At 65.2% G+C, this 25,654-nt stretch carries 32 protein-coding genes and 1 tRNA gene; 19 read left to right on the plus strand and 14 right to left on the minus strand.

Annotated features, from left to right (window positions below; all coding sequences use genetic code 11):
- Window positions 1-2: 2 nt before the first annotated feature.
- On the minus strand, window positions 3-206 hold the full coding sequence (locus tag IEW58_RS08565; protein ID WP_188644730.1) for a hypothetical protein: 204 nt from the start codon (window positions 204-206) through the stop codon (window positions 3-5).
- 107 nt (window positions 207-313) lie between these two features.
- Between IEW58_RS08565 and IEW58_RS08570 the strand changes: the two genes are divergently transcribed.
- Both IEW58_RS08570 and IEW58_RS08575 read left to right on the plus strand, forming a co-directional pair.
- Window positions 314-736 carry a DUF3597 domain-containing protein gene (locus tag IEW58_RS08570; protein WP_188644731.1) on the plus strand — a complete coding sequence of 141 codons (423 nt, stop codon included), beginning with the start codon at window positions 314-316 and terminating at the stop codon, window positions 734-736.
- 46 nt (window positions 737-782) lie between these two features.
- Window positions 783-2,612 carry a DUF885 domain-containing protein gene (locus IEW58_RS08575; RefSeq protein WP_188644732.1) on the plus strand — a complete coding sequence of 610 codons (1,830 nt, stop codon included), beginning with the start codon at window positions 783-785 and terminating at the stop codon, window positions 2,610-2,612.
- Here the strand turns inward: IEW58_RS08575 and IEW58_RS08580 are convergent.
- The 3 genes from IEW58_RS08580 to IEW58_RS08590 form a co-directional block, all read right to left on the minus strand.
- Complete coding sequence (locus tag IEW58_RS08580; RefSeq protein ID WP_188644733.1) at window positions 2,609-3,115, minus strand: DUF937 domain-containing protein; 507 nt, start codon at window positions 3,113-3,115, stop codon at window positions 2,609-2,611. The two genes, IEW58_RS08575 and IEW58_RS08580, sit on opposite strands and share 4 nt — an antisense overlap.
- Before the next feature lie 5 nt (window positions 3,116-3,120).
- Complete coding sequence (locus IEW58_RS08585) at window positions 3,121-3,426, minus strand: HU family DNA-binding protein (RefSeq protein WP_188644734.1); 306 nt, start codon at window positions 3,424-3,426, stop codon at window positions 3,121-3,123.
- A gap of 110 nt (window positions 3,427-3,536) precedes the next feature.
- Window positions 3,537-5,150 (minus strand): phosphoenolpyruvate carboxykinase, encoded by a 1,614-nt coding sequence (locus IEW58_RS08590; RefSeq protein WP_229658517.1) that lies wholly within the window; start codon window positions 5,148-5,150, stop codon window positions 3,537-3,539.
- Between the two features lie 177 nt (window positions 5,151-5,327).
- Here IEW58_RS08590 and IEW58_RS08595 point away from each other — a divergent pair, with 177 nt between their 5' ends.
- The 7 genes from IEW58_RS08595 (at window position 5,328) to IEW58_RS08625 (ending at window position 10,658) form a co-directional block, all read left to right on the plus strand.
- Entirely contained in the window at window positions 5,328-6,080 is a 753-nt protein-coding gene (locus IEW58_RS08595; RefSeq protein WP_188644736.1) for a response regulator transcription factor, read from the plus strand.
- Window positions 6,073-7,635, plus strand: a complete 1,563-nt coding sequence (locus IEW58_RS08600) for a sensor histidine kinase (protein WP_188644737.1) — start codon at window positions 6,073-6,075, stop codon at window positions 7,633-7,635. The genes IEW58_RS08595 and IEW58_RS08600 overlap by 8 nt, the downstream gene beginning before the upstream one ends.
- 10 nt (window positions 7,636-7,645) lie before the next feature.
- The gene (locus IEW58_RS08605) at window positions 7,646-8,074 is read left to right on the plus strand and encodes an HPr kinase/phosphorylase (protein WP_188644738.1); all 429 of its coding nucleotides are present in this window, start codon (window positions 7,646-7,648) and stop codon (window positions 8,072-8,074) included.
- 45 nt (window positions 8,075-8,119) lie between these two features.
- Window positions 8,120-9,043: an RNase adapter RapZ gene (rapZ, locus tag IEW58_RS08610; RefSeq protein WP_188644739.1), complete on the plus strand. Its 924-nt coding sequence runs from the start codon at window positions 8,120-8,122 to the stop codon at window positions 9,041-9,043.
- A gap of 79 nt (window positions 9,044-9,122) precedes the next feature.
- Window positions 9,123-9,554 (plus strand): PTS sugar transporter subunit IIA, encoded by a 432-nt coding sequence (locus tag IEW58_RS08615; RefSeq protein WP_188644740.1) that lies wholly within the window; start codon window positions 9,123-9,125, stop codon window positions 9,552-9,554.
- Window positions 9,551-9,829: an HPr family phosphocarrier protein gene (locus IEW58_RS08620; RefSeq protein ID WP_188644741.1), complete on the plus strand. Its 279-nt coding sequence runs from the start codon at window positions 9,551-9,553 to the stop codon at window positions 9,827-9,829. The genes IEW58_RS08615 and IEW58_RS08620 overlap by 4 nt, the downstream gene beginning before the upstream one ends.
- Entirely contained in the window at window positions 9,819-10,658 is an 840-nt protein-coding gene (locus tag IEW58_RS08625; RefSeq protein WP_229658518.1) for a TrmH family RNA methyltransferase, read from the plus strand. Before IEW58_RS08620 ends, IEW58_RS08625 begins: the two co-directional genes overlap by 11 nt.
- Here IEW58_RS08625 and IEW58_RS08630 read toward each other — a convergent pair whose 3' ends face one another.
- Both IEW58_RS08630 and IEW58_RS08635 read right to left on the minus strand, forming a co-directional pair.
- Window positions 10,659-11,390 (minus strand): hypothetical protein, encoded by a 732-nt coding sequence (locus tag IEW58_RS08630; RefSeq protein WP_188644743.1) that lies wholly within the window; start codon window positions 11,388-11,390, stop codon window positions 10,659-10,661. It abuts the gene before it with no gap.
- A 37-nt stretch (window positions 11,391-11,427) separates the two neighbouring features.
- A complete protein-coding gene (locus tag IEW58_RS08635; RefSeq protein ID WP_188644744.1) occupies window positions 11,428-12,807 on the minus strand; it encodes a DNA recombination protein RmuC in 1,380 nt (459 codons plus the stop codon).
- A gap of 93 nt (window positions 12,808-12,900) precedes the next feature.
- Here IEW58_RS08635 and IEW58_RS08640 point away from each other — a divergent pair, with 93 nt between their 5' ends.
- A complete protein-coding gene (locus IEW58_RS08640) occupies window positions 12,901-13,341 on the plus strand; it encodes a four-helix bundle copper-binding protein (protein WP_188644745.1) in 441 nt (146 codons plus the stop codon).
- A complete protein-coding gene (locus tag IEW58_RS08645) occupies window positions 13,338-13,580 on the plus strand; it encodes a DUF6582 domain-containing protein (RefSeq protein WP_188644746.1) in 243 nt (80 codons plus the stop codon). The genes IEW58_RS08640 and IEW58_RS08645 overlap by 4 nt, the downstream gene beginning before the upstream one ends.
- A 24-nt stretch (window positions 13,581-13,604) precedes the next feature.
- On the opposite strand, the gene IEW58_RS08650 is transcribed toward IEW58_RS08645, so the two are convergent.
- Together IEW58_RS08650 and recR are read right to left on the minus strand one after the other, a co-directional pair.
- Window positions 13,605-14,171 carry a peptide deformylase gene (locus IEW58_RS08650; RefSeq protein ID WP_188644747.1) on the minus strand — a complete coding sequence of 189 codons (567 nt, stop codon included), beginning with the start codon at window positions 14,169-14,171 and terminating at the stop codon, window positions 13,605-13,607.
- Between the two features lie 73 nt (window positions 14,172-14,244).
- Window positions 14,245-14,841: a recombination mediator RecR gene (recR, locus tag IEW58_RS08655; RefSeq protein WP_188644748.1), complete on the minus strand. Its 597-nt coding sequence runs from the start codon at window positions 14,839-14,841 to the stop codon at window positions 14,245-14,247.
- A 52-nt stretch (window positions 14,842-14,893) separates the two neighbouring features.
- Between recR and fmt the strand changes: the two genes are divergently transcribed.
- The 3 genes from fmt (at window position 14,894) to IEW58_RS08670 (ending at window position 17,734) form a co-directional block, all read left to right on the plus strand.
- The gene (gene fmt / locus IEW58_RS08660) at window positions 14,894-15,799 is read left to right on the plus strand and encodes a methionyl-tRNA formyltransferase (RefSeq protein WP_188644749.1); all 906 of its coding nucleotides are present in this window, start codon (window positions 14,894-14,896) and stop codon (window positions 15,797-15,799) included.
- On the plus strand, window positions 15,796-16,560 hold the full coding sequence (gene truA, locus IEW58_RS08665) for a tRNA pseudouridine(38-40) synthase TruA (RefSeq protein WP_188644750.1): 765 nt from the start codon (window positions 15,796-15,798) through the stop codon (window positions 16,558-16,560). The genes fmt and truA overlap by 4 nt, the downstream gene beginning before the upstream one ends.
- Window positions 16,561-16,621: 61 nt before the next feature.
- Complete coding sequence (locus tag IEW58_RS08670) at window positions 16,622-17,734, plus strand: zinc-binding dehydrogenase (RefSeq protein ID WP_188644751.1); 1,113 nt, start codon at window positions 16,622-16,624, stop codon at window positions 17,732-17,734.
- A 16-nt stretch (window positions 17,735-17,750) separates the two neighbouring features.
- On the opposite strand, the gene IEW58_RS08675 is transcribed toward IEW58_RS08670, so the two are convergent.
- Window positions 17,751-18,728, minus strand: a complete 978-nt coding sequence (locus IEW58_RS08675; RefSeq protein WP_188644752.1) for an asparaginase — start codon at window positions 18,726-18,728, stop codon at window positions 17,751-17,753.
- A gap of 72 nt (window positions 18,729-18,800) precedes the next feature.
- Between IEW58_RS08675 and IEW58_RS08680 the strand changes: the two genes are divergently transcribed.
- Window positions 18,801-18,876 (plus strand) — tRNA-Val (locus IEW58_RS08680).
- 4 nt (window positions 18,877-18,880) lie between these two features.
- Here the strand turns inward: IEW58_RS08680 and IEW58_RS08685 are convergent.
- Complete coding sequence (locus tag IEW58_RS08685; RefSeq protein ID WP_229658519.1) at window positions 18,881-19,459, minus strand: TlpA family protein disulfide reductase; 579 nt, start codon at window positions 19,457-19,459, stop codon at window positions 18,881-18,883.
- On the opposite strand from IEW58_RS08685, the gene argH reads away from it, so the two are divergent.
- From argH to IEW58_RS08705, 4 genes are all read left to right on the plus strand, one after another.
- Window positions 19,458-20,834 (plus strand): argininosuccinate lyase, encoded by a 1,377-nt coding sequence (gene argH, locus IEW58_RS08690; protein WP_188645740.1) that lies wholly within the window; start codon window positions 19,458-19,460, stop codon window positions 20,832-20,834. The two genes, IEW58_RS08685 and argH, sit on opposite strands and share 2 nt — an antisense overlap.
- Window positions 20,834-21,070, plus strand: a complete 237-nt coding sequence (locus IEW58_RS08695) for a lipoprotein (protein ID WP_188644754.1) — start codon at window positions 20,834-20,836, stop codon at window positions 21,068-21,070. The genes argH and IEW58_RS08695 overlap by 1 nt, the downstream gene beginning before the upstream one ends.
- A 78-nt stretch (window positions 21,071-21,148) precedes the next feature.
- The gene (lysA, locus tag IEW58_RS08700) at window positions 21,149-22,408 is read left to right on the plus strand and encodes a diaminopimelate decarboxylase (protein WP_188644755.1); all 1,260 of its coding nucleotides are present in this window, start codon (window positions 21,149-21,151) and stop codon (window positions 22,406-22,408) included.
- Complete coding sequence (locus tag IEW58_RS08705) at window positions 22,399-23,193, plus strand: precorrin-2 dehydrogenase/sirohydrochlorin ferrochelatase family protein (protein WP_188644756.1); 795 nt, start codon at window positions 22,399-22,401, stop codon at window positions 23,191-23,193. The genes lysA and IEW58_RS08705 overlap by 10 nt, the downstream gene beginning before the upstream one ends.
- Here the strand turns inward: IEW58_RS08705 and IEW58_RS08710 are convergent, their stop codons facing one another.
- The 4 genes from IEW58_RS08710 to IEW58_RS08725 all read right to left on the minus strand — a co-directional run bounded on the left by IEW58_RS08710 (window position 23,194) and on the right by IEW58_RS08725 (window position 25,614).
- A complete protein-coding gene (locus tag IEW58_RS08710) occupies window positions 23,194-23,649 on the minus strand; it encodes a pyridoxamine 5'-phosphate oxidase family protein (RefSeq protein ID WP_188644757.1) in 456 nt (151 codons plus the stop codon). It abuts the gene before it with no gap.
- Between the two features lie 134 nt (window positions 23,650-23,783).
- Window positions 23,784-24,173: a response regulator gene (locus IEW58_RS08715; RefSeq protein WP_268237108.1), complete on the minus strand. Its 390-nt coding sequence runs from the start codon at window positions 24,171-24,173 to the stop codon at window positions 23,784-23,786.
- A gap of 65 nt (window positions 24,174-24,238) precedes the next feature.
- Complete coding sequence (locus IEW58_RS13835) at window positions 24,239-24,553, minus strand: hypothetical protein (RefSeq protein WP_229658520.1); 315 nt, start codon at window positions 24,551-24,553, stop codon at window positions 24,239-24,241.
- Window positions 24,554-24,645: 92 nt separating this feature from the next.
- The gene (locus IEW58_RS08725) at window positions 24,646-25,614 is read right to left on the minus strand and encodes a winged helix DNA-binding protein (protein WP_188644759.1); all 969 of its coding nucleotides are present in this window, start codon (window positions 25,612-25,614) and stop codon (window positions 24,646-24,648) included.
- Window positions 25,615-25,654 lie beyond the last annotated feature (40 nt).

Consider the following 25,654-nt stretch of genomic DNA (forward strand, 5'->3'; position numbering starts at 1 on the left):
TCCTAGCGCTCGTTCACTTGCGCTAGCGGCGAGCGGCCCTCGCTATCAGGCACCGTCCAGATCGCGATGTTGATCAGGGCGATGCCTGCCAGCACGAGCATCAGCACGGCCTGCTTGCGCATCCCCGGCTTGCGCCAGAGCCAGGCCGCCCCTCCGAGCAGCGCGAACACCGTGAGCATGACGAGAGAGAGTGCGGTGGACAGCATCGGGCGGTCGATAGCTCACGTCGGGCAGACGGAACAGCCCGCACGATGGACGGTTTCTCACGCATCGGGAGCGGGAAGTCCGCTCTTCACATAGGAGCCCTGCCACCATGAGCATTTTCGGCAAGATTCGCGACGCCATCTTCGGCAAGGCGCACGCCACTCCTGCGCCCGCGCCGGCGATCGACACCACGCAGGCACCGGGAACGCATGCCGCCGATCCGGCCCACGCTCCGGGAGCACCAGTAGGTGGTTATGGACGAGGCGGCGGCGGTTCGGCTCCGGTGATCGACATCGAGAATCACCTCGATTCCATGCCCGGTGCCGACCACCTCAATTGGCGCACCTCGATCGTCGACCTGATGAAGCTGCTCGGCATCGACTCCGATTACGAATCCCGCAAGGCGCTGGCCCAGGAAATGGGCCGTGCAGACTATTCGGGTAGCGCGGAGGACAACGTCTGGCTCCACCGGCAGGTCATGGCCGGCCTGTCATCGCATGGCGGCAAGGTGCCGGCCGAATTCCTCGATTGATTTCGGCGGTTTGACAGCCGGTGTGCGTCCCTGCACACCGGCCGACATGATTTCTCAATCGTTCGAACTTACGCGCCGTCAGGCCCTCGCCGGGCTTGGCGGCGTTTCCGTTGCCGCGCTGGCGGGATGCAAGACGGTCCCGGTCCCGACGACGGCCGCCACCCATGCTCTGCTCGATGACATAGCATGGAACTTGCTGCGGCATTATCCCGAAACGGCGACCTCTCTGGGCGTCGATATCGATGCACACGGGGCGCTGCGGAGCCGGCTAACCGATCGGTCATACGCCGGCCAGGCCGCAATCGCGGCGACCCTGCGCACCGATCTCGCGCGAGCCCGCGCCGTCGATACCGCCGCGCTCGACCCTGCGACGCGGACGAGCTTCGAGGTCGTGCAAAGCGCCTACGCCACGGCGCTCGATGGCTTCGCGCTGCCCTATGGCGATGTCGCCGTCGGCAGCTGGCGCAATTCGCCCTATGTCGTGATCCAGAACGTCGGCGCCTATCTCGACCTGCCGCGGTTCCTGGGCTCCGACCATCCGGTCCGGAATGCAGCCGATGCCGAGGCCTACCTTGACAGGCTGGCCGCAATTCCCGCGGTGATGGAGGGCGAGCTCGCCCGCATCCGGGAGGTGCGTGCCATCGGCCTCATTCCCCCCGGTTTCCTGCTCGACAAGGCAATCGCCGCGATGACCGCGTCGCTCGCGGATGCGCGAGAGGGCGGCGCTTACGTAGAGGGCCTGACCAGTCGCACCGGGGCCATCCCGGGCAATTGGGAAGCGCGCGCGACGCGGATCGTGACCGGACCGATCGCCGCGGCGCTCGAGCGCCAGCTCGCGGAACTGAAGACCGAGCGCGCAATTGCCGACGAAGATCCGGGCATGTGGAGCCAGCCGCGCGGCGCCGAGTATTACGCCTGGGCGTTGCGCGCGAGCACTACCACGCGCCTTTCTCCTGAGGAGGTTCACGGCATTGGCCTCACCCAGCTCGAGGAAATTCACGGCCGGATGGACACGATCCTCAAGGACATCGGCTACCGCCAGGGCACCGTAGGTGAGCGGATGCAGCGTCTCGCGGAAGACAAGCGGTACCAGTTCAAGGACGGTGACGAGGGCCGCGGCCAGATCATCCGCTTCATGGAAGAGCGGATCGACTGGATCCGGGCGCAGATGCCCCGCGCCTTCGACACCCTGGTCGATCCCAAACTGGAAGTGCGCCGCCTGCCCCCCGCGGAAGAGCCAGGCGCTCCCGGCGCCTACGGCGGCGCGGGATCAAAGGACGGGACGATCCCCGGCAAGGTCTGGCTCAACCTGCGCACGACCGATCTGCACCGCACTTATACGCTGCCCACGCTCGCCCATCATGAAGCGATCCCCGGCCATATCTGGGAAGGCGAGTTCTCGCACACGCTGCCGCTTATCCGCTCGGTGTTGGCCTTCAATGCCTTTTCAGAAGGCTGGGCCCTATATGCAGAGCAACTTGCCGACGAGCTCGGGGCATATGACGAGCATCCGGAATGGCGGCTAGGCTACTTGCAGGACCAGGCATTCCGCGCCTGCCGCCTGGTGGTCGATACCGGACTGCACGCAAACCATTGGAGCAGACAGCAGGCAGTCGCTTTCTTTGTCGAGCGCAACGGCACTCAGCGCGACGAAGCGGCGAGCGAAGTGGATCGCTATTGCTCATGGCCTGGCCAGGCATGCGGCTACAAGATCGGGCATACCGAGATCGTCCGCCAGCGCGCCCGCGCGCAGGCGGCGGTAGGCCCGCGCTATGACTTGCGTGCCTTCGACGGGGCAGTTGTGCGCGGCGGCAACGTCCCGCTCGATGTCCTGGCCAAGAACGTCGATCGCTACATCGCCGCGGCAGGCACCTAACGGCGGAGCATGCCCGTGACCACCTCGCTCAGGATACCACCCAGCGCACCACCAAGCATGCCGCCGCCGGACGCTTCTCCGGCGTTGCTGCCGCCGGCACGGTTTTTCATCATGTAGCCGACGACCGCCATCGCCAGCATCGGAAGCATCTTTTTGAGCAGGTCTGGCGGCAAGCCGGTCGAGCCGGAGACTTCCTCGGCCACTCCGCGGCTGACATCCTTGCTGCCGAAAATATGACCGAGAATTTCGTTGCCGGGCTGCGCGGGCGTCGGTTCGGGCTTGAGGATGCTGTCGAGCAACCCGCCGCCGAGACTCCCGCGCAGCACCTCTGCTAGGCCGCCACCGGCCCCGGCCTGGGGCGCCACCGCGGTCCGTCCCATTCCGGCGACGATCGCGGGAAGCAACGCACCGGCCGCTTGTTGCGCGGCAGCAGGGTCGATGCCCAGCTCCCGCGCGATGGAATCGATAGCCCCTGCTTGCTGTAGCCCCTGAGCAAGGTTCATCCGGTTCAATTCCCGCCGAAGCGCGACGCGTCGTCGAACGGGTTGCCCGAGTGGTCAGCTTCAAGCATCTGGCTGAATTGCGCCAGCGAGCCTTCGCCCCCAATCTGTTCCACAATCCGGTTCAGGACGTCATTCGGAAGGCCCGTGCGATCCGCCGCAAGGCTTACAGTATCACCCTGCTTCGTGTGCGCCTCTCCCAGCGCGGCGATCGCTTCTTCGGCCTGTCGCTGATCGATACCCAGCTTCTCGGCCAGGTTCTTGAGCGTGGGATGATCGTGGGCAGCGTTATGGATGGAATCGAAAAGGCTCATTGGAGTTCTCCTTCTTCCCGTCCAACGCTCTTCTGGGCCCGGCGGTCCCAATGAAAAAGCCCCGCGCCGGTTTCCCGGGCGGGGCTGTTTCTTTACGTCGGTGAGCCGCGTCAGGCAGCCACGGCCTGCGAGGTCGGCGCGGCGTCGCGGACGCCCTGATCGACGTGGTCCTCGAACTGGGCGAAGTTGTCGACGAACAGCTGCACCAGCTTCCGCGCCGTGCGATCGTATTCCTCGCCGTCGGCCCATGCAGCGCGTGGGTCGAGAAGCTTGCTGTCCACGCCTGGCACCTCGACCGGCACCTCGAAGCCGAAGTTGGGATCCTTGCGGAACTCGGCGTTGTTGAGGCTGCCGTCGAGCGCTGCATTGAGCAGTGCGCGGGTCGCCTTGATGGGCATGCGGCTGATGCCAGGCTCGGTCGCCTTGCCGCCCGACCAACCGGTGTTGAGCAGCCAGCACTGGACGTGGCCTTTGGCGATCCGCTCCTTGAGGAGGTTGCCATAGACGCTCGGGTGACGGGGCATGAACGGGGCGCCGAAGCAGGTGCTGAATGTCGCCTCGGGCTCGGTCACGCCGATCTCGGTCCCCGCGACCTTGGCTGTGTAGCCCGACAGGAAGTGATACATCGCCTGGTCCGGCGTCAGCCGCGCGATCGGAGGCAGCACGCCGAAAGCGTCGGCGGTGAGCATGACCACGTTGGACGGTGGCGGCCCCATGTTCTTCTCGCTCGTGTTCGGGATGAACTCGATGGGGTATGCGCCGCGGCTGTTCTCGGCGAGCGTGTTGTCGTCAAAATCCAGCTCGCGCGTGTGCGGGTCCATCACGACGTTTTCGAGCACGGTGCCGAACATCATCGTGGTGGCGTGAATCTCGGGCTCCGCCTCGGGCGAGAGCCGGATCATCTTGGCGTAGCAGCCGCCTTCGAAGTTGAAGACCGCGGTATCCGACCACCCGTGCTCGTCGTCCCCGATCAGCGTGCGCGAGGCATCGGCCGAGAGGGTCGTCTTGCCGGTGCCGGAAAGCCCGAAGAACACGGCGCTCTTGCCGTCCGGGCCGATGTTGGCGCTGCAGTGCATCGGCATCACGCCCTGCGTCGGGAGCAGGTAGTTGAGGATGCCGAACACGCTCTTCTTCATCTCGCCGGCATATTTGGTGCCGCCGATGAGAATGAGCTTCTCGGCGAAGTTGACCGCGATCACCGTCTGACTGCGGGTGCCGTGGCGCTCGGGATCCGCGCGGAAGCTGGGCAGATCGATGATCGTGTATTCGGGCCCGAAGTCTGCCAACTCATCCTTCGAGGGACGGACCAACAGTGTGCGGATGAACAGGTTGTGCCAGGCCAGTTCGTTGATCACGCGGACGTTGACGCGGTATTCCGGCTGCGAGCCGCCGAACAGGTCGGCGACGAACAGCTTGTCCTTGTCTTTCAAAGCGGCGAGGAAATCCGCTTTCAGCGCGGCGAAGTGTTCGGGCGTCATGGGCACGTTGACCTTGCCCCAGTGAACCGTTTCCTCGGTCTCGGCATCGCGCACGATGAACTTGTCCTTCGCGCTGCGGCCGGTGTGCTGGCCGGTTTCCACCACCAGCGCACCGTGCTTGGCCATGCGGCCCTCTCCGTGGGCGATCGCTTGTTCGATCAGGGCGGCGGTGCCCAGATTTGCCTTGATTTCGGCGGTCGTCTCGATGCCCTGGGCGGACAACGGCTGGGCGAGCGGGGTGGTCACAGGTATCTCCCAAGAAGCAAACAGCTTTGAAGAAACGGAATTTTGTCGCTTGCACGCGAGCATGCGGCGCACCTTTTCGCATAGGCGGCAAAGCGATTCTCGTCAAACCGCCGGCTCGACCTGCCCCGCGATGACGCTTTGTTGTCTCGCCCCCAGCTTCAAGCTAGTCCAGCGGCGATGCACGAACCGCAAACCGCGCCCGAAGAGACGCCGCCAAGCGACCGGCGCACGATCGCGCTGGTCGATGATGACCGCAACATCCTCACTACCGTCTCAATAGCGCTCCAGGCCGAAGGATTCGCCACCCGGGTCTATTCGGATGGCGAAGCGGCGTTGAAAGCCCTGACCGAGAACCCACCCGATCTCGCCGTTTTCGACATCAAGATGCCGCGAATGGACGGGATGGAACTGCTACGCCGGGTGCGGGAGCGCTCTGCCCTCCCCGTCATCTTCCTTACGAGCAAGGACGATGAGGGCGACGAGGAAGCGGGTTTCGAGATGGGCGCAGACGATTACATCGCGAAGCCCTTCTCCCTGCGGCTGCTCATTGCCCGCATCCGCGCCCTGCTGCGCCGCAGCGGCCTCGGAACCGGCGAGGATGCCGCGGCCGGCACGCCCGAGCCCGGCCCGGCTATCGAGAGAGGACGGCTGCGAATGGACCCGGCGCGGCACCTGGTGACTTGGGAGGGACACCCGGTGTCACTGACGGTGACCGAGTTTCTCATCCTGGAGGCGCTTGCCCAGCGTCCTGGGGTCATCAAGAGCCGCAACCAGTTGATGGACGCCGCCTACCCCGACGACGTGTTCGTCGACGATCGCACCGTCGATAGTCACATCAAGCGGATGCGTCGCAAGTTCCGTGTGGTCGACTCCACCTTCGGGGCGATCGAGACGCTCTACGGCGCGGGCTACAGTTTCGCCGATGGCTGATCATTCCCCGCGGGGGATCAGCTTCACTCCGGGGCGGTTGCTGTCGCTCACCCCGCGCATCCTGATCATCAACCTGCTGCCGCTGCTGCTGCTGGGCGGCGGCGTGTTCTACCTCGACAGCTACCGCAAGCAGCTGCTCAACGAACGGTACAAGCTCGCCCGCGTCGAGGCGCAGATCACGGCCGAGGCCCTCGCCGGTGCCAGTCGCGAACGCCAGGAGGCGGTGCTCGTACAGATCGGCAAGGAGCAAAAGATGCGCCTGCGCATGTTCGACGCCGAAGGACAGCTGTGGGCCGACAGCTTCGCGCTGGACGAACCCTCCTTCGCATTCGACACGCCGGGAGACGAGACCTGGCAGGAAAATCTGGCCCGCTGGATGGATCGGGCGGTCGACACCGTCGTCGGGGCCGACCCGATCCCCGACTATATGGAGCCGGCCAGCACCGATGCCGACGCATGGCCCGAGTTGAAGCGGGCCCGCGAGGAAAACCTCACCCAGATCCAGTTGCGCGACGCGCCTGATGGCACGCCCGTGATCAACACGGCGACTCCGGTCGGCTTGAAGGGCGCGACCCTGCTCACCACTCGCAACGCGGTCGACATCACCCTGGAGGTGCGCGAGGCCCGGTCCACGCTTGTGAGTGCGGTGCTGCTGGCTCTCCTGATGAGCACATTGCTTTCATTGTATATGGCGCGCACCATCGTCACCCCGCTTCGGATGCTCGCCAACGCGACCAACCGGGTTCGGCAGGGGCGCGACCGGCAGGTCGAGGTTCCCCGTCTGCCTGCCCGCCGCGACGAGATCGGCCAGCTCGCCCGCGCCATCTCCGATATGACCGCGGCACTTCGCCAGCGGATCGATGCCGTCGAGCATTTCGCTGCCGACGTGGCGCACGAGATCAAGAACCCGCTCGCATCGCTCCGAAGCGCGCTCGAATCGCTTGGCACGGTCGAGGACAAGGAACTGCGTCGCCAGCTCAACGACATCGCAGCGCACGACGTCCGGCGGATCGACCGGCTGGTAAGCGAGATTTCCGAAGCCAGCCGGATCGACGCCGAGCTGAGCCGCGCGATCTTCGAGCCGATCGATCTGGTTGCTCTTACCAACAACATTGTGGGCAGGCGCGAGGCGAGGGACCAGAACGGCGGTCACCGCGTGACGATTACCCACACCAGGAGCGGAGCCAACGTGATGGGCGTGCCCATCCGGCTCGAACGGGTGATCGACAACCTGCTCGACAATGCCGTCTCGTTCTCCCCGCCAGGAGCGCCGATCGAAATCGAGATCGGGCGGGCCGAGGGGCTGGTTACTCTGAGCGTGTGCGACCACGGCCCCGGCATTCCGGAGGACAGCCGCGAAAAAGTGTTCCGGCGCTTCCATTCCGATCGTCCGGAAGAAGAGGGCTTCGGCCAGCACAGCGGTCTTGGCCTCGCCATGGCCCGCACCATCGCAGAGGCGCACGACGGAAACCTGTCAGCCGGTGGCCGGAAAGACGGCACGCAAGGAGCGTGCATGGCTCTCAGCCTGCCCGAAGCGGTTTCTCGCCGCCAGTGAGCGCCCGCTCGTGCACCTGAGGCAATCCACCGCAGTAGCGATCGGCGGGCGCGCACTGCTCTTCGAGGGACCCCCAGGCACGGGCAAGTCGAGCCTGGCGCTGGCGCTGATCGATCGCGGGGCCACCCTTATCGGCGACGACGGGATCGCGACCGCGGTTCACGGGGGCGAGCCTTGGGCAGGGCCTGCTCCGGCCACGGCCGGGCTCATCGAACTGCGCAACATCGGTATCGTTCAACTGCCGACGACAGAGGCCCCCGTAGCGCTCGTGCTCGATCTTCGCGAGGATGCGCCGCGATTCGTCGAAGATCCCGGAAGCCTGGACATCGAAGGCTTCGCGATCCCCATGCTCGCGTTCGATCCACGCGGCCCCGCCGCGGCAGTTCGGGCCGAGTATGCTCTTCGGCTTCATGGATTGCCCGCCGCGCGCACGGCTTGATCGAGCGCACTTCCAAAGCCCGGCAGCTGTCGTAAGACAGTTTCAATGAGCGACGAACCCCGCCCCCCCCGCCAGCGAGTCGTGCTTGTCACGGGACTATCGGGAGCCGGCAAAACGACAGTGCTGCGGGTGCTCGAGGACCTTGGCTGGGAGGCCATCGACAACTTCCCCATCCGCCTCCTGGAGCGGCTTGTCGGCGTCGAAGGGAGTACGCGCAGCGAGCCTCGCCCCCCGCTCGCGATCGGTTTCGATTCACGAACCCGCGGCTTCGTGCCGAGCGAGATCATCGCCCGCTGGAAGAAGCTTGCCGCAAGGCCGGACCTGGACCTGACGACGCTCTTCCTGGACTGCAGCGGAGTTGAACTGGAGCGGCGCTACAACGAAACCCGCCGGCGCCATCCGATGGCGCAGGGCCGGCCCGTGATAGAGAGCATCCAGGCCGAGCGCGAGCTGCTTGAGCCGCTCCGTCGCTGGGCCGAAGCGGTGATCGACACGACGGCTCTGAGTTCAAGCGATCTGCAGCAGGCGATCCGGGAACGATTTGCCGAACGCGGTGCCCAGGACATGATGGTTACCGTCTCCAGCTTCGGTTTCGCCCGCGGGATGCCGCCGCTGGCCGACCTCGTCTTCGACATGCGCTTCCTCGACAACCCCCACTGGGATCCCGAGCTGCGCCCGCTGACGGGCCTCGATGCACCGGTCTCCGCGCACATCGTCGGCGATCCCGCCTGGGAAGAGTCGTTCGAACGCATCCGCGACCTCGTCCTGATGCTGCTTCCCCGCTACGCCATGCAGGGCAAGACGTACGTCAACCTCGCATTCGGCTGTACGGGAGGGCGGCACCGCTCGGTCCACACCGCCGAGGCGATGGCGGAGGCCTTGCGCAGCAGCGGGTTTTCGCCCACTGTCGTTCATCGTAACCTCGGATCGCGCGCCGCCGACCAGCTCGAAGGCTCGCCTCGGGCGTGACAATCCTTCAACGAACGGGCGAATGGGCCAGGTGGGTCCCGCTGCCGAAATCACCTGATAACGCGAGCAGCTTGCAATCATGATCGGACTGATCCTGGTCACCCACGGCCGACTGGCCGAGGAATTCGTCAGCGCGATGGAACACGTCGTCGGCCCGCAGAACGCGGTCGCGACAGTCTGCATCGGACCGAATGACGACATGGAGAAGCGCCGCAAGGAAATCGCCGACGCCATTCACCGCGTGGATTCTGGTTCCGGCGCGATTATTCTTACCGACCTGTTCGGCGGCACGCCTTCCAACCTCGCCATTTCGTTGCTCGACGCCGGTCGGGTGGAGGTAATCGCGGGGATCAATCTGCCGATGCTGATCCGCCTCGCGGGTGCCCGCAAGGCGATGAACGTGACAGATGCTGTCAAGGCGGCGCGCGATGCCGGCAAGAGTTACATCACCATCGCCAGCGAATTCCTCGGCGCTGGAAACTGCGAGCAAAAAGCCAAGGCCGGCTCGTGAGCGAATTTCGCCGAAGCTGCACGATCGTCAACCAGCGCGGACTCCACGCCCGCGCGAGCGCGAAGTTCGTCGGCGCGGTGGCGGCACTGCCGGACGGTTGCAGCGTCCGCGTGGTCAAGGACGGAAACGAAGCCGGCGGCGGTTCGATCCTTGGCCTGATGATGCTCGGCGCGGCGAAAGGCGATAGCGTCGAGGTGGTCGTCGCCGGAAGCGATGCCGAGGCGGTCCTCGACCAGCTCTGCGCTTTGATAGATGACGGTTTCGGTGAGGACTGACGGCAGCTCTCTTGTAGCGGGAGGCCCGGGCCGCAGGGTGATCACCGGCTTTTCCAACCCAACTGTCAAATCGCTGCGCGCTCTGCGGGAGAAAAAGCACCGGAAAGCGGCTGGCAAATTTCTTGCCGAAGGGCTGCGCCTGCTGACCGACGCGAGAGAGAGCGGTTTTCTGCCGGAGACGCTCGTCATGGCAGAGACGCGCGACACCCACCCGTTGCTCGCGGCACTCGAAGCCGACGTTCACGCGGCACGGGGCGAGGTTATCGTGACTTCGCCTGACATCCTCTCGAAGATCACCGGCAAAGACAATCCGCAAGCCGTTGCGGGTGTGTTCACCGAGTTCGATACCAGTCTCGCGAGCATAGACCGCTCGTCATCCCCCGTGTGGCTGGTGGCGCAGGCGCTGAGGGATCCTGGCAATCTGGGCACCATGCTCCGGACCGGTGATGCCATTGGCGCGGGCGGGCTGATCCTGATCGATGATTGTGCCGACCCTTTCTCCGCCGAGGCAGTCCGCGCCAGCATGGGAGCGATCTTCACACAGAAGGTCGCCCGCGCTCAGTGGGAGGAATTCCTGCCGTGGCTGCGTGAGGGCACCGGACAGCTGGTCGCAGCCTCGTTGCGCAACGCGGTTCCTTATCGCGGCGCTCCCTACGCGGCACCGTGCTTCATACTGGTCGGAAATGAATCACGGGGGCTGCCAGAAGAGTATGAGGCAGCATGCGATCTCAAGGTCACGATGCCGATGAAAGGGCGGGCGGACAGCCTCAATGCGGCAGTTGCCGCGGCCGTCCTGGCCTACGAAGTAATCGCGGCGCTGAGTCCCTGATCAGTCGCCCGCCACGAGGCTGGTGAAGCTCCACTTGCCGTCCCGGCTCGAGGCGATGAGACGATAATCGAGCAGGCTGCGCAGCTTGTCAGTGGCGATGAAGCCTTCGGTGCCGTCACTCGTCCGCACTTTCTGGAAAGGCTTGTCCGGTTCCAGACCTGAGACGAGCGTGACGATGTCCCATGACACTTCTTCCGCCTCGCCAGCCTCGGCTAAAGGATCGCTGCGCATGGGAACCCTCTCCCCAACGACGAGCATCGCGGATGCCGGATCCACGTTGTCGAAGGGCTCCTCGACATACCACGGAATGCTGAGGCCGCCCTGCTTGTTGACCCCGCAACCGAGCCTCATGAGCTGGTCGAGTTCCGCCCAGAGGTCACTGTCCTGTGATTCAAGCAAAGCGCGCAATTGGGCCCTGCCCGAGCCCCCTCCGAAGTCGAGCTTCACGTCGGGTGCGGCGAGTGCCGTCAGCGCGTCGGTGTCTCTTCGCTTGATCGCCGCGGCGAGTTGGCCGCGAAAATCCTCGGCACCCGGCAGATCCTGACAATCGTCGCGGGGAGCGTATTTACCGAGCGCGAGCCTGACCGGGCTCGAACCTCCCACCTGGTCCACCACCGTATCTGCGGCGTTACGGATCTTGTCGGAAGGCGCATTCTCCTGGCTGCATGCGGCAAGTGCCAGGGCGACCACGGCGACCAGTACTCCAGGCGTCCTGCCGGCGATCATTCTCATCGCGGCTTGGTAGCGGTCAAATCGCGGAGCTTTCAACCTAATCTTTGGAAAGAGCTTCGGGTTCGGGCCCTTCGACATAGCGCGGCGCCGCCTCCACCAATGGCACGGCCTCGATCTCGCGCTTGCCGATCTCGATGCCCTTGTCCTTGAGCCGGCGGCCTGCCGAAAGAACGTTGCGCTCAAAGCTGCCGACGAACTTGTTGTAATTGTTGACCGCTGTTTCCAGCCCGCCACCGACGCGCTTCATATGCTCGGCAGCGACGGCAAGACGATCGTACAACTCGGCGCCCGCCTTTCCAATTTCCACCGCCTCACGGGCAATGGTATCCTGCCGCCAGACCTGGGCCACGGTCCGCGCTATCGCCACCAGGTTGGTAGGAGTTGCCAGCAGCACCTTGTTGCGAAATGCAAAGTCCCAAAGCTCGGGGTCATGCTCCAGCGCAGCGGCAACGAAATGTTCGCCGGGGACGAACATCACCACGTAGTCGGGAGCCTCGTCGAACTGGCTCTGGTAGCTCTTGGCGCCCAACGTCTGCACATGGTTACGCATCGATTTCGCGTGCAGATCGAGGTGACGCCGGCGTTCGTCGTCGTCTTCGCATTCGAACGCCGCCTGATAGGCGTTGAGCGAGACCTTGGCGTCGATCACCAGTTTCTTCTGGCCTGGCACGTTCACAATCGCATCGGGGCGCAGGCGCCCCTCATCGGTGTCCATCGAATGTTCGAGATGGAAATCGGTGTGTTCGGCCAGGCCGCACTGTTCCAACACGTTCTGCAACGCGCGCTCGCCCCAGCGGCCCCGAGCCTTGGGCGCATTGGTGAGCGAATTGCCGAGCCGCTGAGCCTCGCGCCGCACCTGCTCCTGGCCGAGCTTCATGGACTCGATCAGCCCCGTGAGCTGCCCGAAGGCATCGACCCGCTTCGCCTCCAGACCGGCAACCTGTTCCTCGTAAGCCTTGAGCCGCGATCCCACTGGCTCGAGCAGGGCCTTGATCTTCTCCTCGCTGGCTTTTTCCGAGTGGCCGAGCCGCTCTGTGGCGGCGGCTAGAAACCTTTCCTGCGCCGCGCCGAGAACCTTTGCGCCGGTGTTCTCGAATTCCTTGAGCAGGTTCACCCGCGATTCCTCGAGCAGACGTTCCTTTTCCGCAAATCCGGCTTCCCGCGCCTTGAGCGCCACGTTTTCCTCGCGCGCCGCGTCGAGCGCCGCCGCCAGTGCATCGGCACGCGCTGCCCGCTCGCTCATTGTCGCCAACTCCGGCGCCATGCGGGTCAGCTTCTCACTGAGCGCCCTGCACTCGCTTTCGCGCTCACCATGCCGGTCGCGCCAGTCCGCTACCGGACGCGAACCAAGCACCCACCCCATCGCGAACCCGACTGCAAGCGCAACGATGACCAGAAAAACCGCAAGGATGTCCATGCCAAGAACATAGACAGAACGGCTTCAGGAGAAAAGCCCGCATCGGAACTATCCCCACCCTTCGCGCGCTGACCGAGGGAAGGAGAGCTGCCGATGTCGATCAAGGAAATGATCCGCGAGCATCCCGATGTGGATGGAAACGAGAACGAGGACCTGCTCGAGGCGGTCAAGCACGCGATGTACTGTGCGGCGATCTGCAACAGCTGTGCCGATGCCTGCAGCGCTGAAGAGATGGACATGCGCCGGTGCATTCGCCTGTGCGTGGACTGCGCGGACGTTTGCAGCATGACCTATCGCGTCGCCAGCCGGCGGACGGACGAGAACCGGCAGCTCATTCGCAGTGTGCTCGCTGTCTGCATCGAGGCGTGCCAGATTTGTCACGAGGAATGCATGCGGCACGACACCGCGCACTGCCGCCGCTGCGCGGAGATGTGCCTGGAATGCGCCGACGACTGCCGCAAGGCGCTCGCGGCTCTCAACGACGAAGTGCACGGCGATGGCGAACGCAGCACTTTCGAGCATGGTGCCGCATGAGCGAGCTGAGCGAAGAGAAGCGCGACGACTTGGACGACGACAAGTTCGCCTTTCCCAAGCAGCGCAAGGAGCCGCTCGAGGACGCGAGTCACGTGCGCAACGCGATCGCGCGGTTCAATCAGGTGGAGGATGTCACTGATGACGAGCGCGACGCCGCCTGGAAACGCATCAAGGCGGCTGCCAGGAAGTTCGATGTCGAGGTGAACGAGAAAAGCTGGCGCGAGATCGGCAAGGACTGATCCTGCCGCCAAGCGGCCTGCGGATCAGGCCGCCTTGCGCAGCTTGTCGAGCTTTTTCAACGCCATCTGTCGCTTGAGGCGGCTGAGGTGGTCGATGAACAGAATCCCTTCGAGGTGGTCCATCTCGTGCTGGATGCAGGTGGCCATCAGACCCTCCATCACCTCCTCGTGGAAAGCTCCGTCGAGATCTTGCCAGCGGACCCTGCAACGCGCCGGACGATCGACGTCGGCGTAGATCTCGGGCACCGACAGGCAGCCTTCCTGGTAGGTCGACAGCTCGTCCGCCGGGTCGAGGATTTCCGGATTCACGAAAATCCGCGGCTCCTTGAGCGTCGGCTGGTGGTGATGGTGATGGCCGTCGTGATTGCACGCCACCGGCTCTGCATCAGGATCTTCCGGCTGGAGGTCAATCACCAGCACACGCTTCGGCACCCCGACCTGGATCGCGGCAAGCCCGATGCCGGGAGCGTCGTACATCGTTTCGAACATGTCCGCGACCAGCGTGCGAAGCTCGTCGTCGAACTCTGTCACGGGTTCGGAAACGACCTTGAGACGGGGGTCGGGGACTTCGAGAATTTCGCGGATGGCCATGGCGGCGAGATAGTCACACTGTCCCTGAACGGCAAGTGAGTGTCCTGCCGGCAGTGGGCAGGTCTTCTGCGGCTCAGCTTACCGGACGCCTGGCGCGCAATGCCTGTGCCAGCGTACCCTCGTCGAGATAGTCGAGCTCTCCGCCGACCGGCAGGCCATGCGCAAGCTGGGTGATCCGCACCGGCAGCCCTTCGAGCCGCTCCGCGATATAGTGCGCGGTCGTCTGGCCTTCGAGAGTCGCGTTCATCGCCAGGACCACCTCGTCGATCCCGCCCTGGGAGGCCCGGTCGATCAATGAACCAATGGAAAGATCTTCCGGACGGACCCCGTCGAGCGCGGAAAGACGTCCGCCCAGTACATGGTAGCGTCCGGTGAACAGCTTTGCGCGGTCGAGCGCCCACAGGTCGGCCACTTCCTCCACCACGCACAGCGAGCGCTGGTCCCGCCGGGGGTCCGCGCAGATGCCGCACGGATTTTGCGTGTCGACGTTGCCGCACGTGTCGCATTCGACCAGCCTTGCCTGAACTTCGGCAAGGGCCGCGACCAACTGCCGTAGCGCCGTTTCCCGCCGCTTGACGAGCCACAGCACCGCGCGCCGGGCCGAACGCGGCCCCAGCCCCGGAAGCCGCGCCAGCGCCGAGGCGAGGGTTTCGATCTCTTGCGATGCCATGGGGCGACAGATAGGGCGTGCGCCCGCCTCACGAAAGGTTTCCGCCACCCTTATGCGCATCGTCTTCATGGGAACGCCGGCGTTCGCGGTGCCGACGCTCGCCGCGCTGCACGAGGCGGGGCATACCATTGTCGCCGTCTATACCCAGCCGCCCCGCCCCGCCGGCCGCGGCAAGCAGCTGCAGCCCAGCGCCGTCCAGGTGGAAGCGGAAATCCGGCATCTTCCCGTGCGATCGCCCGCATCGCTCAAGAGTACCGAGTCCCAGGCCGAATTTGCAGCGCTCGGCGCCGATCTTGCCGTGGTCGCCGCATACGGCCTGATCCTGCCCCAACCGATCCTCGACGCGCCGCGGATGGGGTGCCTCAACGTCCATGCCAGCCTGCTGCCGAAGTGGCGCGGAGCGGCGCCGATCCAGCGCGCAATCATGGCCGGCGATGCGATGACGGGCATTACGATCATGCGAATGGAAGCCGGTCTGGACACCGGCCCGATGCTCGCCTTTGCCCGCGTCCCGATCGCGGACAAGACCGCTGGCGAGTTAACCGAAGAACTGGCCGAAATTGGCGCGCAGCTGATGGTGGGCACGCTGATCGACTTGCCCGCGCTCCACGCGCTGGAGCAGAACGATGCAGAGGCAACTTATGCGCCCAAGATCGACAAGGCCGAGGCCCGCATCGAGTGGACTGGCGACGCAGAGACAATCGAGCGCAAGGTGCGCGGGCTCGCCCCGTTTCCCGGCGCCTGGTTCGAGCTTGATGGTGAGCGGATCAAGGTGCTCAAGGCGCAAGTGGTGCCGCGCGAAGGCAAGCCGGGAACGACACTCGACGACCGGCTGACGATAGCATGCGGCTTCGCCGCCTTGCGGCCCTTGCGCATCCAGCGAGCCGGAAAGCCGGCGATGGACGTGGAGTCGTTCTTGCGCGGCAAACCGATCCCGTCCGGGACGCTGATCGGGTGACCCGCTTCGCCCTCATGCTGGAATTCGATGGCACGCAGTTCGCCGGGCTCCAGCGTCAGGCAACGGCCCCTTCAATCCAGGCGGCGGTCGAAGAGGCGGCCTTTGCCGTTACCGGTGAGCGGCCGACCTTGCATGCCGCAGGGCGCACCGATGCCGGGGTGCACGCGCTGGCGATGATCGCGCACCTGGATATACAGAAGAACATCGACGCCTTCCGTCTGATGGAGGCGCTCAACGCGCACTTGCGGCCACAGCCGATCGCAGTGCTGGATTGCCGGGTGGTGAGCGGGGACTGGCATGCCCGCTTCAGCTGCGTCGGGCGCGCGTACGAGTACCGGATCGCGAACCGCCGCGCCCCTCTCACACTGGACCGCGAGCGCGCCTGGCTCGTGCCTCAGCCGCTGGACGAGACCGCGATGCATGAGGCCGCCCAGGCATTGGTGGGCCGGCACGACTTTACCACTTTTCGCTCGGTCCAGTGCCAGTCGGCCAGCCCCGTCAAGACGCTCGACTGCATTTCGGTGAGGCGCTATGGTGCCCATGTGATCGTGGAAACCGCAGCACGCAGCTTCCTCCATCACCAGGTCCGCAGCATGGTTGGCTGTCTTGCGTTGGTGGGCATGGGTCGCTGGCCGGTCGGGCGGGTGGCCGCCGCCCTGGAAGCACGCGACCGGCAGGCCTTGGGCCACAACGCCCCTGCTCACGGCCTCTATTTCGTCCGCGCGGTTTATCCCGACGAACCGTTTCCCCCTGCAACCTAGATTTCTCCCGCTCCCCGGCGTAGCGAAGCGCCACACAGAGCAACGGGAAAGGATCCAATCGATGCCCACCACCGGCAAGCAGCTTTTCACCACCCTCTCCGCCGACGGCAAGCTCACGGTCGAGGTCGCTGAAAGCCAGTTCCCCGATCCCACCGGCAACCAGGTCCTCGTCAAGATGGAGGCCGCGCCGATCAATCCTTCCGACCTGGCGCTTCTCCTGGGGCAGGCCGATGTCGAGAATGGCGAGTATTCCGCCGGCAAGCTGGTCGCGACGATGCCCGAACCGTTTCATTCAGCGATGAAGGGCCGCCATGACCAGCGCCTCCCAGTCGGCAACGAAGGTGCCGGCACTGTAGTCGCGGCCGGCGACAGCGAGATGGCTCAGGCGCTCATGGGCCAGCGCGTCGCTTGCGTCCCGGGCCACGCCTATTCGCAGTATGCCATCGCAGACGCCGCAATGTGCCTGCCGCTGGGCGAAGTTTCGTCCGAGGACGGCGCGAGCGCCTTCGTCAACCCGATGACCGCCCTCGGCTTCGTCGAAAATGCCAAGATGGACGGGCAGAAGGCAATCATCCACGCCGCCGCCGCATCGAACCTTGGCCAGATGCTGGTAAAGATCTGCCAGGAGGACGGGATCGAACTCGTCAATATCGTCCGCAAGGCCGAGCAGGAGCAGATCCTGCGTGACCTCGGCGCGAAGTGGGTGGTGAATTCTTCCGCGCCCGATTTCATGGCCAAGCTGATGGAAGCGATCGACGCGACCGACGCCTACTACGGTTTCGATCCGATTGGCGGGGGAACGACGGTCGACTCGTGTTTCAAGGCGATGGAGCGCGTCGCGGTCGGCAAGATGAAGGACTACAATCGCTACGGCTCGAACCAGCCGAAGCGGATGTTCATCTATGGCCGGCTCGACACCGGTCCGACCATCCTGACGCCGAGCTACGGGTTCGGCTGGACGCTGTCGGGCTGGCTGCTCACCCCGTTCCTCGCGCAGGCGGGAATGGAGACGATGCAGCGGATGCGCAGCCGAGTCCGCGAGGGCCTGACGTCAACGTTCGCCAGCCATTACAAGAAGAAAGTCACCCTCGAGCAGATGCTCGAGAAGGACGCGGCATGCGACTATCGTCTGATGAAGACGGGCGAAAAGTACCTCGTCACGCCTTGGGGCTGAACTTGGGCGCGACGACCTAGCGCCGGTCGAATTCGGACTGCATCGCGGCGGGATCGGTGATTCCGCTCGCGATCAGCACCTGCAGCAGGATGCGCGCCTTGGCCGGGCCGAGCGCGCGGGCGGCGACGAAGCCCAGCTCGTCATCGTCCACTTCGAGGTTGCGATCGACCGAACCCTGGTCGACCCGGCTGGAGCGGACAACGGCCACCTTGGCGGCGGCAAGCGCCTCGATCACCGTTGCCGGCGCGTTGCCTTGCCCGAGGCCCGCCAGGACGATTCCCTGGGCGCCGCTAGCGAGCGCGCAGCCCACCGTATCGGCCTCCATGCCCGCATAGGCAGTAAGTATCATGACCTTGGGCAGGGATTCGGGCCAAGGGAATCGAGCCGGACGACCCAGGCGATCGGCAGGCCCGAACCAGTCGAGCGACGTCGGCGTGACGGTTGCGATCGGGCCGCGCGGGAAACCGCGGAAGGCCTCGGTCCCACCCGTAGCCGCCTTGCGCACGTCGATCGCAGCAAACACGTGATCGCTCATCACCACCAGCACTCCGCGATGAGCCGCCCCGGCGTCCCCAGCGACACGCGCGGCATTGGCGAGGTTGCGCATCCCGTCGCTTCCGACCGCATCGGCGGGCCGCATCGCACCGACCAGAACCACCGGTTTTCCTGCCGGTAGCGCCAGATCGAGCAGGAACGCCGTCTCTTCGGCCGTATCGGTGCCGTGAGTGACGATCACTCCGTCCACCGCCTCGTCTTCCAGCGCAGCGGTTATTTCGCGGTAGAGCGCATCCCACTCGCGCCAGCCGATGTCCTGCGATCCGATGGCAGCGATTTCCCGCCCGTCGAATTCCGCATCGATTTCCAACGTTGCCGCTGACGCAAGCAGGTCTTCGACACCGATCTGGCCCGGTCGATATCCGCGCCGCAAAGCCGATCCTGCGCTACCGGCAATCGTGCCGCCGGTGGCAAGGATGCGGATACGTGGACGTTTCATATTGGGCCCCTACCCGCGATTGACCCGCCGCGCCAACCGGCTAGAAGCGCGCCTCGCGTGGACCTCTTGCGAGGGCGATTAGCTCAGTTGGTAGAGCGCCTCCTTTACACGGAGGATGTCGGCGGTTCGAGCCCGTCATCGCCCACCACGCCTTAGGTCGAAGGCTCGACAACCTCATCCACCAGGGCCTTCGCCTCCGGACCTTGCCAGTCGAATCCACCGGCGACGCGCGCCACTTCCTGGCCACTGGCGTCGTAGAGCACCGTGGTCGGCAAGACGCCTTCTCCGCCCAGAGCGGTGCTGAGCGCGTTTTCCCGGTCCAGCCACGGCTCGAGGTGCGCGAATTTGGCCTGGGCGAAGAATGGCACCACCTTTTCGGCCCCCTGCAGGTCCTGACTGGCGGTCACCACACGCACCTTGCCGTCGTAAGCCGCCGCCAGTGCATCGAGGGTCGGCATTTCCTCCACGCAGGGCGCACACCACGTGGCCCACAGGTTGAGCAGAACAGGCCTGCCGGCCAGCGCGCCGGTGTTGAGCGCCTTGCCGTCCGGATCGGTCAGCGCAACTCCTGGCAGCAGGTCGCCAGCATGGCTGCGGTCGATCTTGCCCGAGAGCGAGGCACCCTGCCCCCGTTCTTGCGGGGGCGCGGGCTCTTCCTTACTGCACCCGGCCAGCACCAGCACCGAGGCGAGCAGCGTGAGCGACAATCTGAGCGACAAGACGAACTCCATGTGGGGTGGGCGCTTCGCCGAGGGGCCTAGCGCGATCATGCGCGAAATCAACGCCTCGATCCCGTTCGACAAGGCGCTCTGGCGGCAGGACATCGCGGCCAGCAAGGCTCACGTCGCCATGCTCGCAGCGCAGGGTATTGTCAGCGCGGACGATGCCCGTGCGATCTCCGAAGGGCTCGACCGGGTGGCTGCGGAGTACGAGGTAAACGGGGTACCCGAGAACCTTGATCTCGAAGACATTCACATGGCGACCGAGAGCCGCCTCGCCGCGCTGATCGGCCCGGCCGCCGGACGCCTGCACACCGCGCGCAGCCGCAACGATCAGGTGGCGACCGACTTCCGGCTGTGGGTGCGGGAAGCCTGCGACCAGATCGACGCCGGTCTTGAAGACCTTCAGCGCGCGCTCGTGGGGCGAGCTGAAGAGCACGCGGGAAGCGTCATGCCCGGCTTTACCCATCTCCAGGCTGCGCAGCCGGTGACCCTGGGCCATCACCTGCTCGCTTATTACGAGATGCTGCGCCGTGACCGGAGCCGCTTTGCGGATGCACGAACCCGAATGGACGAATGCCCGCTCGGGAGCGCGGCGCTCGCGGGCACCGGCTTTCCGATCGATCGCGACGCGACTGCACAGGCGCTCGGCTTTGCCCGCCCGACAGCCAATAGCCTCGATGCCGTCTCGGATCGCGACTTCGCGATCGACTACCTTCAGGCAGCCGCCCAGTGCGCGTTGCACCTGTCTCGCCTGGCCGAGGAGCTGATCCTATGGGCCAGCCAGCCGTTCGGCTTCGTCCGCCTGCCCGACGCACTATCGACAGGCAGTTCGATCATGCCGCAGAAGAAAAACCCCGATGCTGCCGAGCTTGTGCGTGGCCATGCTGGACGGATCGTCGGCTGTCTCACCAGTCTGATGGTGACGATGAAGGGCCTCCCGCTCGCCTATTCGAAAGACATGCAGGACGACAAGCCGCCGGTGTTCGAGGCGCATGGCCTGATCGCCCTTTCGATAGCTGCGATGACCGGCATGGTAACGGATGCGACCTTCCGCACCGACCGGATGCGCGCGGCAGCAGAATTGGGCTATGCCACCGCGACTGATCTGGCCGACCGCCTCGTGCGGCATGCCGATGTGCCATTCCGCGAGGCGCACCACATCACCGGCGCCGCGGTCAAGCTCGCCGAGAGCAGGGGCGTGGCGCTCGACGCACTCTCGCTCGCGGAATTGCAGGCCGTCGATCCGCGCATCGATGCCGCGGTTCACGAAGCCCTGTCGGTCGATGCCTCGGTCGCTGCTCGCGCAAGCTATGGCGGCACCGCCCCGCTGCGGGTAAGGGAACAGGTAGCCGCGGCGCGCAAGGCGCTGGGCATGGAGTCGTGATGCGCCGCCTTGTTTTCCCTGCTGCCGTTCTGCTGCTCGCCGCCTGCGGGCAGAAGACCGATCTGGAGCCGCTCGCCGGACACTCCCTGCCGCCGGCGCCGCTGGGAGCCAAGGCGCAGCCCGACTCCGAAAAGCTGCTTGAACTCGACCCCCTCGCCGCGCCGCCGCGTTCGGTCGAACTGCGCAAGCGCTCGGAGGAGCGGCAGGACGATCCATTCGATCTCCCGCCTGAGTGACGCGCCAATGTCTTGGCATGCCCAGGCAAGCATCGCTTGCTCGACTCGCTCGCTGCCAAACGGCTAAGCGCACGGCCGATGGACCATTTTCAATTCCGTGACGGCGTTCTGCATGCGGAGGACGTACCGCTACCCGCGATTGCTGAAGCGGTCGGCACCCCCGTTTACGTTTATTCCCGGGCCACGCTGATCCGCCATGCCAAGGTGTTTCGTGAGGCGCTTTCCCTTCTCGACAACGCCCATATCGCCTTCGCGGTGAAGGCGAACCCCAACCTTGCAGTGCTCAAGGTGCTGGGGGATGAGGGGCTCGGCGCGGACGTAGTTTCCGGCGGTGAATTGACCCGCGCGCTGGCGGCCGGGATTGCGCCTTCGGAAATCGTTTTCTCTGGTGTGGGAAAGACCCATGCCGAGCTCATTCAGGGTATCGAAGCCGGCATCGGCCAGTTCAATCTCGAGTCGGAGGAGGAGGGCTACGAGCTGTCGCTGATCGCGCAGCGGCTCGGGCAGCGGATTCCCTGCGCCTTGCGGGTGAATCCGGATGTCGATGCGCGCACTCATGAGAAGATTTCCACCGGGAGAGCGGAAAACAAGTTCGGCGTGCCACTCGATCGGGCGACGGAAATCTACGCCGCGCTGTCCGCCGAGCCGGGGCTCGAAATGCGCGGCATCGCGGTGCATATCGGAAGCCAGCTAACCAGCATGGAACCGCTCGAAACGGCCTTCGGGAAAGTAGGCGCACTGATTGCCGAGTTGCGGGCTCACGGATGCCGCGTGACGCACGCCGATCTAGGAGGCGGATTGGGCGTTCCGTACCGCAAGGACGAATCCACGCCGTCGCCGGCCGAATACGGCGCGATGGTGGCGCGCGTGACCCGGGGTTGGGACGTCCGCCTGTCGTTCGAACCGGGGCGAGTCATCACGGGCAACGCCGGAGTGCTGCTCACCCGGGTGATCCGCACCAAGCGCAGCGGCAACGGTCCACCATTCGTGGTCGTCGATGCCGCAATGAACGATCTCGCTCGGCCGGCGATGTACGGCGCCTGGCACGATTTCGATGCGGTAACGCCCACCGGCGAGCGGATGACCGCGCACATCGTCGGCCCCATCTGCGAGACGGGCGACACCTTCGCGATGGACCGCGAGATCGACGCGGTAGCTGCGGGCGACCTGGCGGTCTTCCGCACGGCGGGAGCGTACGGCGCCACGATGGCTTCCAGTTACAACAGCCGCGGGTTCGTACCGGAGGTGCTGGTCGATGGTGGCCGGTTCGCGGTCGTCGCGGACCGAATTGCGCCTGCAGAAATTCTGGAAGCGGAGCGTGTCCCCGAGTGGCTCTGAGCAGCCTGCCGCTGTTCCACCGCTTGAACGGTGCGCGCGTAGTGGTGATCGGCACAGGCGCGGCGGCCGAGGCCAAGCGGCGCCTGCTTGAACGGGCCGGCGCTATCTGTTGCGGTGAGCCCGAAGCGCATCACGCCCGGATGGCGTTCGTGACACTGGAAGACCGGCGTGAGGCTCGGGCAGCCGCCTTGCGGCTGAAGTCGAAGGGTCTTCTCGTCAATGTCGCAGACCGACCGGACTTGTGCGATTTCACCCTGCCAAGTGTAGTAGAGCGCGGGCCCGTGGTAATCGCGGTGGGAACCGGCGGAGCCTCGGCCGGGCTTGCCAAGCAGCTGCGCCTGCGGCTCGAAACCCTGCTTCCGCACTCGCTCGGACGACTGGCTGAAGGTCTTTCGGCCGCCCGGGACCGGTTGCGAGCAAGGTGGCCGGACGCAAGCGAGCGCCGGCGGGCGCTAGATAGCGCGCTCACGAGCGGCGGAATACTTGACCCCCTGCGGGAGGATTCGGCCGATGCGCTCGACGGCTGGCTCGCAAGCTCGCCCGAGCCAGTGGGAACGCGCACGGTGGAAATCGTTCTGCTCAGCGATGATCCGGACGACCTCACCCTGCGCCAGGCGCGCTGGCTCGGGGAAGCCGACTTGATACTCCATGACGCCGGAGTTCCGGATGGCATCCTCAATCGCGCCCGCGCCGACGCTGAGCGGGGCCCAATCACTCGGTCAGTGTCGCAACCGTCCGGCCTGTGCGTGGTGGTTCGAGCTGTGGGCTCCGCCAGCGGGGACTGATCAGGCCAGGGTGAACAGGTCGGTGTGACCGAAGCCTTTCGTGTAATCGAGCAGCGAGATCACCCGGGGCATGACCCGGTAGATCCGCACGGCTTCGGGCGGCGGCATGGCCATGCCCGAATTGGCGTCGGCGGAATACCGGCTCGCCAGCAGTTGCATGATCCGCTCGCCTTCGGCGTGATCGCTTACTGGCTCGGCTTGGGCAGCCATCGAGAGCCCCCTGATCGCCATGATGTTATCGGTGTCGTGGTCGATCGTCAGCGATAGCCGGTTGTCGCGCTGCAGGTTGCGCGCTTTCTGACTGTCGAGGCCACACAGGAAATACAGCGTGAGATCTTCGCTCGCGTACTCCACGGTGGTCGCCTGCGGCCATCCGTCAGGCCGCACCGTGGCCACCGTCATGATCCTGTTTTCCTGGAGCAATGCCAGTATCCTGGCGCGCGCGGCTTGGTCCATCTTCCCCGCCGGGCAACGACCCGCTGAGGCCTTTGCTCAGGCGCTCGCGAATCTTCGGGATAACGTGCGTCCCCAACCGATCGGGTGGAATCGGTAAATGCCCGAAGCCGCTTCGGGCGCGACCGGATGCAGTATCAGGCCGCGCCGACAGACTGGAGGCGACTGAGAAGCGCTGCCTCGTCGAAGGGCTTGATGACATATTCGTCGGCGCCCGCCTCGATACCCTTGTGTATGTCCTTGGCGCCCGAGTTGGTGGTGCAGAAAACGACCTTGGGCGGACGGGCGGAAGGAATCGCGCGCAGGGCGGTAACGAATTCGATGCCGCTCATGACCGGCATGTTCCAGTCGGTGATGACGAGGTCCGGCATCGCCGCGCGGCATCGGGCGAGACCTTCCTCGCCGTTTTCCGCCTCGATCACCGCATAGCCGAGCGTTTCCACAATCCGGCGCGAGACCTTTCGTATCATCCGGGAATCGTCGACCAGGAGGCAGGTGCGCTGCGCCGGCTGCTGAAGCGGTGCCACGGAGTCGGGTTCGGCAATAGCAGCCCTCGGCGGAATTCCCCCGGAAGCCCCGTGCATTCGCTTGATCAGACTGTGTATGGCACGAACTCCTCTTCACCGAACACCGCCCGCGAATCGGCGAAGCTGGTATCCCCGATCGGCCTTTGGGCAGGCACAGCGGTTGCGGCGGCCTTTTCGGTCGGGGTCATGCAGACATGGAGATAGGGCACCCAGATGTCGCCATACTCGGCCTTCTGGTACCACAGGTCGAGCACGTCGTAGCTCGCCCAGCATCCGTCGGGTTCCCGCAGGCGCACACCCTCGCCGATGCGCGGCACAGCCGCGAAACGTATGCGGTGCTGCGTCTGATGCGTTTCGTTCTGGATTTCGATTTCGATCAAAGCGTCACGCCCCTAACGACTAGCCTGGAGCGTAGAGGGAATTGGTTGCCGAAGTTTCAACGCCGGCGGCGCGGCCACTTTGCCCGGACCCGTCAGGCGAGCAGCCTGGCATCCTTCCCCAGTTCGTGGAAATAGCGGGCCATCGCCTCGGCCGCCTTGTCCGACAGCTCGATGAAGGCGCGACGACGATCGGTCTCGTCCTCGATCCGCTCGAGCAGGCCTGCCTCTACCATCTGGCTGATCCAGCGCAGTGCTGTCGTCGGCGGGACGCCGCTGGCGATGCACAGCGATGTGACCGAGACTCGCGTGTGCTCAACCCGCGCGGCGGTGAGATCGAGCAGGATGTCCCATGCGGGATCGGCAAAGAGTTCCCCGTCGATGAACTGCGAGCGGAGCTGTCGATGGCGGATGATCAGGCGTACGAGACGGGCGTCTGGCAATGGCGGACGAGGCGTGCGCATGAACTTGCGATCCCCTTCCCCCGCGCCGTTGAACGTATCCGACGGGCTTCCCAGTCGCAGGCCGGCGCCTTCGCCCGAAGACAGGCGATCGAGCTGCGCCGCGATCTGCCCTACCTGCTCGGTCAGACGCAGCAATGTGACCCGGTCGCTTTCGCTCAGTTCGCGCACGCCCATGTGCCGCACCTTGGCCAAGGCGCGCGCAAGGGCAATTACGCGTTCGCCCTTAGTCGGCTCGACCAGGATGTCCGCGTCGGACTGGCCGAGGCACCCGAACACCGCGTCGAGCGCCGACAGAGTCGTCGAGACCACAAGTCTCGCCCCCTCGCGCGCCGCGCGCATATCGAGATGGACCAAGGCGGCCAGCGTCGCCCCGTCCTGCACCGGGCAATCGACCACGAGCACGTCTGCCGGAAATGGCGGAGGAGCCTGGTCGAGCTCGGCCAGAAGATCGTAATCGAGCAGGACCCAGCCGACCGCTTCGGCCGCTTCGCGAATCAGTGCGGTGGTCGCGGGGCGGGCGGAATAGACCCCGGCGCAGAACGCCTCACCGGAATCGACAACGCTCGTTTCGTCCGCATAGACGAAGTTGGCCTGCGCCATGTGTGGGAATTCTCCGTGCGACCTGCCGAACAGGTGTAGA

This window comes from Tsuneonella deserti, assembly GCF_014644315.1.
Taxonomy (GTDB): Bacteria; Pseudomonadota; Alphaproteobacteria; order Sphingomonadales; family Sphingomonadaceae; genus Tsuneonella; species Tsuneonella deserti.